This window comes from Streptomyces sp. NBC_00414, from assembly GCF_036038375.1.
In the GTDB taxonomy this organism is placed as follows: Bacteria; Actinomycetota; Actinomycetes; order Streptomycetales; family Streptomycetaceae; genus Streptomyces.
The window spans coordinates 3,634,742-3,647,552 of the sequence record NZ_CP107935.1 but is presented as its reverse complement, the minus strand read 5'-3'; the positions used below and the strand labels follow the sequence as shown (position 1 = coordinate 3,647,552).

Here is a 12,811-nt window from a genome sequence, read left to right as displayed (position 1 = left end):
CGGATTCACCGACTCGGGTGAAGCGTGGCGGCGCATCTTGCCATCGGTCGCCGTGGACGTCCAACCGGCCTGCCGCGCAGGGGTGTCGCACGCGCCAGGGGAACTTGCCGGGCCGCTCCCCGGCGATGTTCACTCCTTCGTGTGGCGGGTCAGGCGATGCGCGACCACTGCCCACCGGCACTGGGAGGGTCGGGAGCCGTACCGGGACGACACGCGAGTTGACGGATCGTCACCCGGGCCCATGGGGACACGAGTCAAGAATGCGAGCACCGGTGCAGAAAATGCGGCCTCGGCGCAAAGGCAGGCAGCCGGCCTCGGGTGGAGCCTCAGGGCACACCCCGAACTCACCGGCACCGCAGGACACTCCGGATCCCGCGGGACGCGGTCGCCCCGCTCACGTACGCAGTCGGCTGATCGTCGCCGTCGCCGTCGTGGCCGCGGCGATCGCCGGAGCGGGCGCTCCGTCCGTGATAGCCGCCTCCGGGCAGCTGAACGACTCACAGAATCTGGTGACGTCCGCCGAGCGGACCCAGGACGCGCTGGCCCTCGCGCACTCACTGGCCGACGAGCGCGACGAGGTCACCTCCTTTCTCGCGGCCGGCCGGCCCAAGGGTGACGGCCCCTCGGAGCGGCGCAGCGCCCGCGTGGACCGTCAGGTCGACGAGCTGCGCGTCGCCGCCGTCGAGGCGGACGCCCCCGCGTCCTTCCTGAAGACGCTCGACGCGATCGCCGCCGTCCGCCGAGCGGCGCTCACCGGCGAGAGCAGCGCCCTCGACGCGCACCGGGCGTACTCGACGGCCCTCACCGAACTCCACGGGCTCGCCGAGGACCTCGCCGAGAAGATTCCGCCCCGCGCGGGCTCCGGCGCGCACGCCCTCGCCGACCTCGACACCGCCGTCCAGCAGGCCGCCTCGACCCGCGGTCTGCTCCTCGCGGCGCTGAGCGTGCCCACCAGCAAGCAGACCACCACCGACCCCATCACGGGCCTGCCGACCACGACCACCACCTCGTCGGCCGCCGCGACCAAGCAGCGCAACGCGCTCACGGCCGCGGCCCAGCAGGGGTACGTCCGTGAGCAGGCGGCCCTGGCCGACTTCGCCGGCACGGCACCTAAGGCGGACCGGGCCTCGTACGACTCCACGGTCAACGGACCCGATGTCGAGGCCGCCGAGAAGTACCTCGGGAGCCTGGCGGACCAGCCCACCCTCTCCGACGCCGAACTGGCCACCAGCACCAAGAAGCTGGACGCGGCGCTCTCCTCCCGCGTCGAGCTGATGCGCGGCGTCGAGGCGTCGCTCAACACCCAGCGTGCCGAGGAACTCGCCCAGCTGCGCGACGACGACGTCACCGGGCTGGAGATCCGTGTCGCGATCCTCGGCGCGCTGATGCTGCTCGCCGTCGGCGTCTCCACCGGGATGGCCCGGTCGCTCACGCGCCCGCTGTCCGTCCTGCGCCGCGGTTCGGCACGGCTGGCCGCCGAGCCCGGCACCGGCGAGCCGGTCAAGTTCACCGGCCGCAACGACGAGTTCGCCCAGGTCGTGCGCTCCGTCAACACGCTCCACACGCACGCCCTCGCGCTCCAGGAGCGCCTCGGCACGCTGGAGGGCGACCGCAAGCACCTCATCGGCCAGCGCCAGAAGATGGCGGACGAGCGCGACAGGTTCCGTACCGAACTCGCCGAGGCCGCCGCCCATCTGGAACAGGTCCGGCAGAACATCCACGGCACCTTCGTCAGCCTGGCCCTGCGCACCCTGGGCCTGGTCGAGCGGCAGCTCGGAGTCATCGAGGGACTGGAGGAGCGCGAGCAGGACCCCGAGCGCCTCGCCACCCTCTTCAAGCTCGACCACTTCGCCACCGTCATGCGCCGCCACAGCGAGAACCTGCTGGTCCTCGCGGGCGCGGAGCACGGCCACCAGCACCCCGGGCCCGTCCCGCTGGTCGACGTCGTGCGCGCGGCCGTCAGCGAGGTCGAACGCTACGAGCGCGTCCGGATCTCCGCGCTGCCGCCGCACGCGCACCTCGCCGGGTTCGCGGCGGACGACATCAGCCACCTGGTGGCCGAACTCCTGGAGAACGCCTCCTCCTTCTCGCCGCCCGACATCCCCGTCGAGGTCTCCGGCTGGCTCCTGGAGAGCGGCGAGGTCATGCTCTCCGTCCAGGACGAGGGCATCGGCATGACCGGTGAGCGGCTGGAGCGCCTCAACACCCGTCTCGCGGCCTTCGATCCGGAGGACGCGTACGACGAGGAGAGCGGCGAGGGACTCGGGCTCGGCCTGTACGTGGTGGCCCGGCTCGCCCACCGGCACGGTGTACGTGTGCAGTTGCGCGAGCAGAAGCAGGGCGGCATCACGGCAGTCGTGGTCCTGCCCAAGGCGCTGCTCGCCGCCGGGCCCACCGTGGCCGTCCCCCAGGCGGCCACCACCCGCACTCCCGGGGGCGCGTCCGCGATGTCCCTGCCGGGCGCGGACGCCGAGGTCAACTCCAATGTCCTGTACGGCCGTCAGGGCCGGGACCCGCTGATCGCGGCGGCGGAGGAGACCCTGCGCGAGACGGACGGGGCGGGCTCCACTCTCGCCCCCGGGCCCGCCGCCACCGCGGAGCCTGCTGCCACCGCCGGAACCGCTGCCACCGCCGACCCGACGGGGCCGTCCGACCCGGCGGAGTCCTCCGAGCCGTCCGGGCCCGAGCAACCCTCCGCGTCCGAGCAGCTCCCCGCGTCCGCGGCCCCGGAGGCGGACCAGCCCGCCGGCCCCGAGACCACCATGGTCCTCATGGCCCCGGTGCCCCCCGCGTCCCCGGCCGGCGAGCCCGCCGAACCCGGCGCCGCGTCCCCCTCGGACGCCCCGGCCATCCGGCTGCCCGCCCAGGCCGGCGCGGACCACCGCACCACGGCTTCCCGTACCGCGCCCGCCCGCCCCGCCGACCCGTACGCGATCGGTCCCGACGCCCACGACCGCGTCCCGGACGGACCGCAGGACGCACAGGATTCAGCGGATCCGCAGGGGGCACAGGAGACGCCGGAGCGGGTCACCGACAAGGGGCTGCCCAAGCGGACCCCGAAGCTCGCCGCGCCCGCGCCGGCCGCGGGCCCGCGCTCGGCGCCCGTCGACGCCGAGGCACTGCGCCGCCGCCTCGGCGGATTCCACCGGGGGGCCAGCGAGGGCCGCCGCGAGGCCGAAGCGGAGATCGCCGAACAGACGTCGGAGCTGCAGACGCCCGCCGAACATGCCGTAGAAACCAGGGGGGACACAGTCGAGGAGGCAAGCAGTTGACCGCGTCCAGTACCTTCGGACTGAGCCACGAAGCCCGTAACCTGCACTGGCTGCTGACGAACCTCGTCGAGGAGGTGCCGGGCCTCCTGTCGGTCGCGGTGGTCTCCTCCGACGGCCTGTTGCTGCTCTCCTCCGACCCCGGGAGGAACGCGCAGGCGCGGCAGGACGAAGGGAGACCCTCGGGTCCCCGGGGCTCCGCGGCGGACCTGGCCACCATCGTCTCCGGCATCGGCAGCCTCGCCATCGGCGCCGCCAAGCTGATGGACGGCGGCGCCGTCAAGCAGACGATGGTCGCGATGGAGGAGGGCGGGCTCTTCGTCATGTCGATCAGCGACGGTTCGCTGCTCGGCGTGCACGGCGCCCCCGACTGCGACATGAGCGTCGTCGCGTACCACATGGCGCTCTTCGTGGGCCGTGCCGGACACGTCCTGACTCCCGAACTCCGCAGCGAGCTGCGCCAGTCGATCGAGACCACGTCGATCAAGACCACGACGATGGAGACCGCGAAGTGAGCGACGTGAGCGGCACGCCCAGGCTGCCGGTCCGCGGCGGCGACCGCAAACCGGCCCGCGTCCGCCCGTACTCGCTCACCGGCGGCCGTACGCGCTTCGGGCACGTGCTGCTCGTCGAGACGTTCGTGGCCGCACTTGAGGCCCCGGCGGAGCGCCCCGAACTGGAGAATGGTTCACTCTCCACCCGGGTGATGCCGGAGATGAGGGCCATCGTCGAACTCTGCCGCCGCATGCGTACGGTGGCCGAGGTCGCGGCCCTTCTGAAGATGCCGCTCGGCGTGGTCCGGGTGCTCCTCAGCGACCTGGCGGACCAGGGCAAGATCCGTGTGTACGGAACAGGGCACGGCCCGGGACAGCCGGACCGCGCTCTGCTGGAAAGGGTGCTGAGTGGACTCCGTCGTCTCTGACGTCTCCCGCGTCTCGGATGTCTCCCGATCGTCCGGCCTCCCCGAAGGCGTGGAGCCCGACGAGGAGTTGAAGGCCTGGCAGAAGGATCGGACCCGCGCTCCGATCGCCACGAAGATAGTGGTGGCGGGTGGCTTCGGGGTGGGCAAGACCACCCTCGTCACCGCCGTCTCCGAGATCACGCCTCTCCAGACGGAGGCGCTGATGACCCGGGCGAGCGAGGGCACCGACGACCTCAGCTCGACCCCGGAGAAGACCACCACCACCGTGGCCATGGACTTCGGCCGCATCACGCTCGACGACGACCTGGTGCTGTACCTGTTCGGTACGCCCGGGCAGCAGCGGTTCTGGTTCATGTGGGACGACTTGGTGCGTGGCGCGATAGGCGCCGTGGTCCTCGCCGACACCCGGCGCCTGAAGGACTGCTGGCCGGCGCTCGACTACTTCGAGAGCTGCGGGCTGCCGTACGTCGTCGCCGTCAACCACTTCGACGGCAGTGAGCGGTTCGAGCCGGGCGATGTGCGGGAGGCCCTCACGATCCCCCGGCACATACCTGTCATGATCATGGACGCGCGCCGCAGGATCTCGGTGATCGAGGCACTGCTGGCGCTGGTGGGGCACGCGCTCGACGTCAGCCCCGAATAGGACGTCAGCCCCGAACAAGGCGTACGCGTACGCAGAGTGCAGAGTGAGGACCCGCATGCGGAAGATACTCGTCGTCGGAGCCGGCCAGTCCGGACTCCAGCTCGCCCTCGGACTCCAGTCGAACGGGTACGAGGTCACCCTGATGTCCAACCGGACGGCGGACGAGATCCGTACCGGCCGGGTGATGTCCACCCAGTGCATGTTCCACACGGCACTGCAGAACGAGCGCGATCTCCAGCTGAACTTCTGGGAGTCCCAGGCCCCGAAGATCGAAGGACTCGGCGTCTCGGTCGCGGCCCCCGGCTCCTTCGACCCGGGCCCCTCGCAGCGCGCCATCGACTGGGTGGGCAAACTCGACGGGTACGCGCAGTCGGTCGACCAGCGCGTGAAGATGGCCGGCTGGATGGAGACGTTCGCGCAGCGCGGCGGCCAGCTCGTCATCCACGGCGCCGCCGTCTCCGACCTCGACTTCTTCGCCCGTACGTACGATCTGGTCCTCGTCTCGGCGGGCAAGGGCGAGCTGGTGTCGATGTTCGGCCGCGACGCCTCGCGCTCCCCGTACGCGGAGCCGCAGCGCGCGCTGGCCGTCGCGTACGTCCACGGGCTCGGCCCGCGGCCCGAGCACCCGGAGTTCGACGCGGTCCGCTGCAACCTCGTGCCGGGCGTCGGCGAACTCTTCGTCATGCCCACCTTCACCACCTCCGGCCGGGCGGACATCCTCTTCCTCGAGGGCATACCCGGCGGCCCGATGGACGTCTTCCAAGGCGTCAAGGATCCCGCCGAGCACCTCTCCCTGACCCTGGAACTCATGGAGCGGTTCACGCCGTGGGAGTACGCCAGGGCCACCAAGGTCGAACTCACCGACGCGGGCGGCACGCTGGCCGGACGCTACGCGCCCACCGTCCGCAACCCGATCGGCCGGCTGCCCGGCGGAGGCCTGGTCCTCGGCGTCGCCGACGTGGTCGTGGCGAACGACCCGATCACCGGACAGGGCTCCAACTCGGCCTCCAAGTGCGCCGCCTCCTACCTCGACTCGATCCTCGGCCACGGGGACAAGGAGTTCGACGAGGCGTGGATGCGCGCCACGTTCGAGCGCTACTGGGACACGGCCCAGCACGTCACCAAGTGGACGAACGCGATGCTCGGCGCCCCGCCGGAGCACGTCCTCAACCTGATCGGCGCGGCAGGCCAACTCCCCCCGGTCGCCGACCGCTTCGCGAACGGCTTCAACGACCCGTCGGACTTCGAGAACTTCTTCTACGAGCCGGAGAAGACGGGCGCGTACCTGGCGTCCGTCAGCGGCGCCTGAGGACTTCCCCCCCCGCGCGGAGCCGGCCCCCGGCCCTGACGGGCCGGGGGCCGGCTCCGGTCGCGAAGGCCGACACCGGTAGCCCGTCCACCTGGCCGCCGCACAGCGACATCTCTTACCACCCCGGCGCGGCACCTGGGTGGCGAACGGGCCGATATGTCATATGGCCTGGCGCCGGGTCCGGCAACCGGGTAGGGATGTTTTACGGCGACCCTGGGGAGTGGGCCGCCTGAACGGCTGTTGGCAGCGGGGGGCATGATGAATTGGTGGCAGTTCGGCATATTCGGAGCCGCCGGGGGCCTGAGTGTCGAACTGCTGGCCGTATTTCGTGGATGTGCGGAATGGCAGGCGGCGCGCCGTACCGCGAGCGGTCGCCTACGTGCCAAGCCACCGGCCCTGCGCGTGTATTTCGACGCGACGGCTCACCTGTGTCTCGCGGTCCTGCGCTCTGCCATCGGAGCCGGCGCGGCATTGCTCTTCGGGACCAGCGGACAGATCAGCGGAGCCTATGCGGCGGTGGCGCTGGGAGTCTGCGCTCCGGCCGTGCTCGCTCAACTGGGCGCTTCCCCTCAGATCGCCCGTCTAGTGGCCGGCCCCGCGACACCCACGCCCGAGGGCGGCGGCGCCGGGTCGAGTGGGACCGCCCTGGAGGCGACCGCTTCCGGCGGCGGCCAGTGAAAGCGAAACTGGAGCGCCGCGTGCTGATGCGTCTTCTCGGAGTTCCCGGAGACGATTACCGCCCTGCCGCCCCCGTGCGGCAGTTCGAGCGGATTCCTTTGTACCGCCGTGTGGCGGCGGGTCTCTTCGGTGTCGACCTGGAGCGCCCTTCGGTCCGAGGGGAGATCGGCCCACCCGCCGAAACCGGGACCGAATCCTCCGCGGAGCCGAAAAGAATCCTGAACAGGGAACCGCCGGGCCGGAACTCGTATGCGTTCGCCCTGTTCTCGAAGGGCGCTCGGGAGGAATCCGAATACCGTGAACCTCCTCTGGTGCCGGAAATCCGTCGGACCCCGTCGTCCGGGATCCCGGAGGACGGTCCGTACAGCGGTCCCGAGGTCGTGGGGCCCACACGCGCCCTGCCTCTTCTCCCTCTCGGCCGGACCGCCGTTCGGCAGGCTGTGGCGGCATGCGTGTTCGTACTGGCCCTGACGCTCGGAGGGATCTCGGTCACCCTCTCGCGCCAGCCGTCGGGCGAGGCGAAACCGTACGGTCCGGGCCTCTCCCTCGACAGGCCCCTCATGGACGGCGACTGCGTCAGCGTCAGGTGGCCGAGCGCCCCCTTCACCGGCGAACCCGAACTCAAGCTCGTGAAGTGCCTCGGCGAAGAGACCTACGGGCAGGTGATGGCGACGGTCGAGGCCGCGACCGCCGCGGAGGCGCGGCTGACCGGCCCCGGGCAGTGCGAGCGGCTGACCGCGGAGACCCGTGAGAAACTCGCGGCCGTACGCTCCTACGCCGCTGTCCCGACCAGGGCCGGCTTCGAAGCCGCCGGACGGCGTACCGCCTGCCTGATCCTCGATGCTCGCGGCAAACCGCTGTACGGTCCGATCGGGGAACACCGCCCCCTCGGCACGCGATTCACCGACACGGCCACCATGCAGAAGCGGGACTGCCTCGACAGGGTCTCCGACAGCGAGGCCGAGCTGGTCTCGTGCGAGGGCCCGCACGATGAGCAGGTGCTCGGTTTCCACCGGATGAGCCCGGACACGACCCTCGCCGAGGCACGGCGGCAGGCGACCGAGGCCTGTCAGCGGCACGTGCCACCCGGCGACCACGGCTACGACCCGAAGCTCTACGAGGGTTCGTCCTGGGTGGGCAGGGGCGCCTGGGCCTCCGGCACACATTTCGTGGTCTGTACGGCGATTCGCAAGGACGGGAGCGCCATGGAGAAGGACGAACAGTAGGAGACGGCAGGTCGTGGGTGCCGGTGGTTCTACGGGGTGTCCGCGTGGTAGCCCTCGTCCGAGCCGTCCGTCGCGTCCTCGGGGAGCTTCGGGGGTGTGTAGCGGCGCAGGGGGGCGGCGGACGGGTCCGGGCGTACCGCGCCCAGTACCGGGTTGGCCGCGATCGGGGACACCTTGATCCTCGCCCCCGGCCTCGGCGCCTGCACGACCATTCCGTCGCCCAGGTACATCGCCACATGGGTGGCCTCGGGGAAGTAGACCACCAGGTCGCCGGGGCGCAGGTCGGGAAGGGGGACGCGGGGGAGAACGGCCCACTGTTCCTGGCTGGTGCGCGGGATGGGGCGGCCCGCCGTGTCCCAGGCCCGCGACGTGAGCCCCGAGCAGTCGTACGAGTCCGGGCCCTCGGCTCCCCACTCGTACGGCTTGCCGATCTGCTCCACGGCGTAGCGCAGGGCCTCGCCCCCCTCCCGGGAGGGCCGCCGCGTGCTGCTGAGCGCGCCCGACGCCACGAGTTCGTCCTGGGCCTTCGCCACCCCTGACCTCTCCAGCTCGGCCACCTGGGAGAGCTGCTCCTCGGTGAGGGAGGCCAGCAGCTCCTCCACGTCCTTGAGCCGCTTCCGTACGAGGTCGCGGTCCTTCTTCTGCTGTTCGGCGAGGGTGAGCCGGTGGTCCAGGGCGGTGCGGGCCCGGCGGGTCAGCTCGTCGGTCCGCTGCTCGTCGCCCGCCAGCCGCTCCATCGTGCCGGCCCGCTCCTGCGAGACCTGCCGGATGACGTGGCCCTGGTCGAGCGCGTGCTGCGGGTCACGGGCGAGCAGCAGCCGTACGTACGAGGAGATCTCGCTCGTGTCCTGGTACTGCTGCCGGGCGAGCCGTCCCGCCGCGCCGCGGCTGCCGTGGAGCGCGAGGCGGGCCGTCGCGAGCCGGCCGTTGAGCTTCGCGACCTCGGCCCGCTGGCGCCTCAGCCTCTCGTCGGTCGCGTTGTACGTCTCGGTGGCCTTCTCGGCCTCCCGGTACAGCCGCTGAAGGTCCGTCAGCAGCTCGGCCACGGATTGCCCGGCCTCAGGGCGCCCGGCCGCGGGCGTGGAACTCCCGGTGGGCTCGGGTGCGGGGCTCTCGCCGGGGCCGGGCACCGCGGTGGCCGTCACGGGGACGAGAAGCGCGCCGGCCGCGATCGCCGCCGTGCAGACCAGTCGCAGAAGTCTTCCTGACACGTCGTCACCTCCGGTGCGGGGCGGTATTTCCGCTCCTCCGCACCGTGAGCATCAGACGCCCGCGCGAGCCGCGCGCGCCGACCGTGGGCGGTCCGGCCCAACAAGGTCACCCGTGGGTGTCTTCCGGCTTGCCGTCCGGCGTGGTGTCTGGCGTGGGGTCCGGGACCGGGTCGGGCGCGGGGTTCGGCGCCGGGTCCGGTTTCGACCACGGCCACTTGAGCTTCCCGCTCCGGCCCGTGGGGTCGTACTCGTACTTCCATCCCTGGTGCAGGCCGAGCCGGCTGCTCGCGCCCGCCTGTACGCGGCGGTAGACGAGGAGCATGGGCGGGCCGCCGTCGTTGTCCGGCACCGGGACCCGGTACACCTTCGGCGGGTGTCCGGTCGGGCCGAGCAGGACCGGCAGCACCCGGCCGTCCAGGGGGCCGCCCTCGAAGGGGGTGTCTTCGCTCTTCACGGAGCCAGTGTCACAGCAGGTGCGCCGCGTCGCTCACCACGGGCAGCACCCGGCGGGCCAGCGCGCCCATCGGCCCGTCCGCGGACTCCAGCGTCAGCGCGGCCCGGACGACCGCGGCGGTCTGCTCGTCGCGGGCGGCCGTCGCCACCAGGCACGCCACGAACTGCTCGACGAGCCAGTCGCGCAGTTCGTCCAGCGGGGGTTCCTTCTCCTCGTCCAGCCAGATCAACGAGGCCGCCTCGACCGCCGTGATCCACATCCGGACGGTCATCCGCAGCCGGTTGCCCGGCTCCGCGGTGTCCAGGTGGCTGAGGATGTGCTCGGCGGCGGCCCGTCGTACGCCGTCCACGATGGCCGTCGTCCTCGACGTCTCGACCACGCTGCCGCCCTGCAGCAGGGCGCTGAAACCGGCGTCGTGCTGGTCCACGAAGGCGAGGTAGCGGTCCAGCGCGTTGGAGAGCCGGCGGGTGAGGGGGCCGTCCGGCGGCTCGGCGAAGCAGTGCTCCAGCTCCTCCGCGGCGGAGCGGAGGGCGGCCTCGTACAACTGCTGCTTGCCGCCGGGGAAGTAGCGGTACACCAGTGGCCGTGAGACGCCCGCCGCCTCCGCCACGTCGTCCAGGGAGACGTCCTCCGGGGCTCGTACCGCGAACAGCGACAGCGCGGCGTCGAGGAGCTGGACGCGTCGCTCCTCGACGCTGAGGCGTCGGTATGCGCGGGTGGGGGCCGGCGAGGTCATGTCTCGCAGCGTAGCCCGTTCCCGGGGGTGCGGAGTGGGGTGGGAGTTGGCTGGGGTCCGTGGGCGGGTGCGGGTCCGGTGGGGGCTTGTCGCGCAGTTCCCCGCGCCCCTGGGGGGCGCTCAGGCCAGTAGGCCCGAGGATTTCCACAGGCGGCGGCCTGCGCCTCGGAGGACGCCTATGTCGTCCAGGAAGTCCGTCAGGCGTTTCGAACCCGTCTGCATGATCTCGCGGCGGTGGCCGCTCGCCTTCACCTGGGCCAGGGCCTCCCGCCGGTCGAGGCCGATGTTCGTGTAGACCTCGGGATTGACGAAGGCGACCGAGAAGACGCGGGCGAACTCACCGGAGGTGATCCGGGTGAACTCCTGCGACCAGCGCGGCGCGGTCACCATCTGGCGGCGCAGTTCCTCCCGCGCGTACCGGACGTGCCGTGCCTCCTCCACCACGTGGATCCGGGTCACTCCGCGCACCAGCGTCTGCACCCGCTCGTCCGGGAACGTCAGCCGCTGCATCCAGTCGAGCACCTCCTCGCCCAGCAGCGTGGCCGTGAACGAACCGGGCGTCGTGGACACCGTCTTGAAGAGGCGGCCCAGGTTCTGGTGTGCCCGGCTCACCGGATAGTGCGGGGTCCCGCCCCGGCTGATCAGCCGCGCGAACATCTTCGAGTGACGGCACTCGTCCTCGATCTCGGTCAGCGCGTACCGCACGTGGGCGCTCGTCGCCGCCTTGTCGTAGATGTGCCGCACCAGCAGCTGCATGAGGATGATCTCGAACCAGATCCCCAGCGAGGCCAGCGCCGCGGCCTCGTGCCGGGAGAGCAGGATCCGCTGCTCCTCGCTCATCCGCTTCCACATCGGGGTGTCGTAGAGCGAGACCAGCTCCGGCGGCCAGAACCACTTGCCCTCCTCGAAGGGCGCGTCCCAGTCCAGCTCCCTGTCCGGGTCGAAGGAGTGCTTCGCGGAGGAGTCGAGCAGCCGCTCGGCCACCTGTTCCCGGTCCTTGAGCAGGCCGAGCGCGTCGCGCAGGCCGTCAAGGCTGTCCTCCGTCACGGTCGTCATGACTGTGCCCACCTCGCCGTACGTCGTCGTACCGAAAGTCATCGGGGTTACCGCCGGTCACGTCTTATGAGACTGCTTGTCAGCAAGCTCGTCAATCCCTTCCGCGCAACTTGTTGACCCGCCGTCTACCACGTGTGAGCCTGCGACACATGCCGACCTACGACCTGTACGCCAAGGACCCCGGAGCTCCCCTCTGGCAGGTGCCCGCGACCGGCGCGGCACGGTTCAGCTGGGAGTACGACGAAGGACGCGAACGTCTGCTGGCCCTCTATCAGAAGGGCAAGGACAAGCAGTGGGACGGTCAGAAGCGGATCCAGTGGGATCTGGAGGTGGACCCCTGCGACCCGCTCGGCACCCCCGACGAGGCGATCTCGATCTACGGGACGCCCTACTGGGACAAGATGAACGACCGCGACAAGGGCGAACTCCGCAAGCACTTCGCCTCGTGGCAGTTCAGCCAGTTCCTCCACGGTGAGCAGGGCGCAATGGTCTGCGCGGCCCGGATCTGCGAGTCCGTGCCCGACCTGGACGCCAAGCTCTACTCGGCGACCCAGACGATGGACGAGGCGCGGCACGCGGAGATCTACGCCCGCTTCCTCCACGAGAAGATCGGGATGCTCTACCCGGTCAACGACAACCTCCGGTCGCTGCTCGGCGACACCCTGGCCGACGCGCGCTGGGACATGCCGTACCTCGGTATGCAGGTCCTCATCGAAGGGCTGGCACTCGCCGCGTTCGGCATGATCAGGGACACCACGGACAAGCCGCTGCCCAAGCAGATCCTCGCGTACGTCATGCAGGACGAGGCCCGGCACGTGGCCTTCGGCCGGATGGCGCTGCGCGACTACTACAAGCAGCTCTCCGACGCCGAACTGCGCGAACGCGAGGAGTTCGTCATCGAGGGCTGCTATCTGATGCGCGACCGCCTGCGCGGTGTCGAGGTCCTGGAGAACTTCGGCATTCCGAAGGCCGAGGCCGACGAGTACAGCGAGCGGTCCGAGTACCTCGCCCTCTTCCGCCAGCTGCTGTTCTCCCGCATCGTGCCCTGCGTCAAGGACATCGGCCTGTGGGGCAAGCGCCTCCAGCAGGCCTACGTCGACATGGGCGTCTTCGACATGGGCAACTCCAACCTCGACCTCCTCATGGCCCAGGACGAGGAGCTGGCCGAGCGGCTCGACGCGGAGCGCTTCGCGGCGGAGGAGCAGGCGCGGGTCGCGGAGGTCGGCGACGCGATCAGGGCGGGAGCGGAAGCCCCCTAGAGGTCAGAAGCCCTCTGGAGGTCAGGAAGTCCCCCGGAGGTCAGGAAG

The 12,811-nt window shown here is 71.1% G+C and carries 12 protein-coding genes; 8 read left to right on the top strand and 4 right to left on the bottom strand.

Going from position 1 to position 12,811, the window contains the following annotated elements; translation table 11 throughout:
- Positions 1 to 260: 260 nt before the first annotated feature.
- The 7 genes from OHS59_RS15540 to OHS59_RS15510 all read left to right on the top strand — a co-directional run bounded on the left by OHS59_RS15540 (position 261) and on the right by OHS59_RS15510 (position 8,047).
- Entirely contained in the window at positions 261 to 3,272 is a 3,012-nt protein-coding gene (locus OHS59_RS15540) for a sensor histidine kinase (protein WP_328493993.1), read from the top strand.
- On the top strand, positions 3,269 to 3,784 hold the full coding sequence (locus tag OHS59_RS15535; RefSeq protein ID WP_328493992.1) for a roadblock/LC7 domain-containing protein: 516 nt from the start codon (positions 3,269 to 3,271) through the stop codon (positions 3,782 to 3,784). The genes OHS59_RS15540 and OHS59_RS15535 overlap by 4 nt, the downstream gene beginning before the upstream one ends.
- Before the next feature lie 5 nt (positions 3,785 to 3,789).
- Positions 3,790 to 4,191 (top strand): DUF742 domain-containing protein, encoded by a 402-nt coding sequence (locus OHS59_RS15530; protein ID WP_328499219.1) that lies wholly within the window; start codon positions 3,790 to 3,792, stop codon positions 4,189 to 4,191.
- A complete protein-coding gene (locus OHS59_RS15525) occupies positions 4,172 to 4,834 on the top strand; it encodes a GTP-binding protein (RefSeq protein WP_328493991.1) in 663 nt (220 codons plus the stop codon). The genes OHS59_RS15530 and OHS59_RS15525 overlap by 20 nt, the downstream gene beginning before the upstream one ends.
- Positions 4,835 to 4,889: 55 nt before the next feature.
- A complete protein-coding gene (locus tag OHS59_RS15520; protein WP_328493990.1) occupies positions 4,890 to 6,143 on the top strand; it encodes a styrene monooxygenase/indole monooxygenase family protein in 1,254 nt (417 codons plus the stop codon).
- A 255-nt stretch (positions 6,144 to 6,398) separates the two neighbouring features.
- Positions 6,399 to 6,821: a hypothetical protein gene (locus OHS59_RS15515; protein WP_328493989.1), complete on the top strand. Its 423-nt coding sequence runs from the start codon at positions 6,399 to 6,401 to the stop codon at positions 6,819 to 6,821.
- A gap of 311 nt (positions 6,822 to 7,132) precedes the next feature.
- On the top strand, positions 7,133 to 8,047 hold the full coding sequence (locus OHS59_RS15510) for a septum formation family protein (protein WP_328493988.1): 915 nt from the start codon (positions 7,133 to 7,135) through the stop codon (positions 8,045 to 8,047).
- A gap of 29 nt (positions 8,048 to 8,076) precedes the next feature.
- Here the strand turns inward: OHS59_RS15510 and OHS59_RS15505 are convergent, their stop codons facing one another.
- The 4 genes from OHS59_RS15505 to OHS59_RS15490 form a co-directional block, all read right to left on the bottom strand.
- Positions 8,077 to 9,258, bottom strand: a complete 1,182-nt coding sequence (locus OHS59_RS15505; protein WP_328493987.1) for a C40 family peptidase — start codon at positions 9,256 to 9,258, stop codon at positions 8,077 to 8,079.
- 106 nt (positions 9,259 to 9,364) lie between these two features.
- A complete protein-coding gene (locus OHS59_RS15500; protein ID WP_328493986.1) occupies positions 9,365 to 9,712 on the bottom strand; it encodes a hypothetical protein in 348 nt (115 codons plus the stop codon).
- Between the two features lie 10 nt (positions 9,713 to 9,722).
- On the bottom strand, positions 9,723 to 10,448 hold the full coding sequence (locus tag OHS59_RS15495; protein WP_328493985.1) for a TetR/AcrR family transcriptional regulator: 726 nt from the start codon (positions 10,446 to 10,448) through the stop codon (positions 9,723 to 9,725).
- A gap of 120 nt (positions 10,449 to 10,568) precedes the next feature.
- Positions 10,569 to 11,504, bottom strand: coding sequence for an AurF N-oxygenase family protein (locus tag OHS59_RS15490; protein ID WP_328493984.1), 936 nt, complete (start codon positions 11,502 to 11,504; stop codon positions 10,569 to 10,571).
- 149 nt (positions 11,505 to 11,653) lie between these two features.
- Here OHS59_RS15490 and OHS59_RS15485 point away from each other — a divergent pair, with 149 nt between their 5' ends.
- Complete coding sequence (locus OHS59_RS15485; protein ID WP_328493983.1) at positions 11,654 to 12,763, top strand: ferritin-like domain-containing protein; 1,110 nt, start codon at positions 11,654 to 11,656, stop codon at positions 12,761 to 12,763.
- The last annotated feature ends 48 nt before the right edge of the window (positions 12,764 to 12,811 follow it).

Coding starts and splice junctions, on each gene's coding strand:
- OHS59_RS15520 (WP_328493990.1), top strand. CDS start 4,890: ATGCGGAAGATACTCGTCGTCGGAGCCGGCCAGTCCGGACTCCAGCTC.
- OHS59_RS15485 (WP_328493983.1), top strand. CDS start 11,654: ATGCCGACCTACGACCTGTACGCCAAGGACCCCGGAGCTCCCCTCTGG.
- OHS59_RS15495 (WP_328493985.1), bottom strand. CDS start 10,448: ATGACCTCGCCGGCCCCCACCCGCGCATACCGACGCCTCAGCGTCGAG.
- OHS59_RS15540 (WP_328493993.1), top strand. CDS start 261: ATGCGAGCACCGGTGCAGAAAATGCGGCCTCGGCGCAAAGGCAGGCAG.
- OHS59_RS15490 (WP_328493984.1), bottom strand. CDS start 11,504: ATGACGACCGTGACGGAGGACAGCCTTGACGGCCTGCGCGACGCGCTC.
- OHS59_RS15515 (WP_328493989.1), top strand. CDS start 6,399: ATGATGAATTGGTGGCAGTTCGGCATATTCGGAGCCGCCGGGGGCCTG.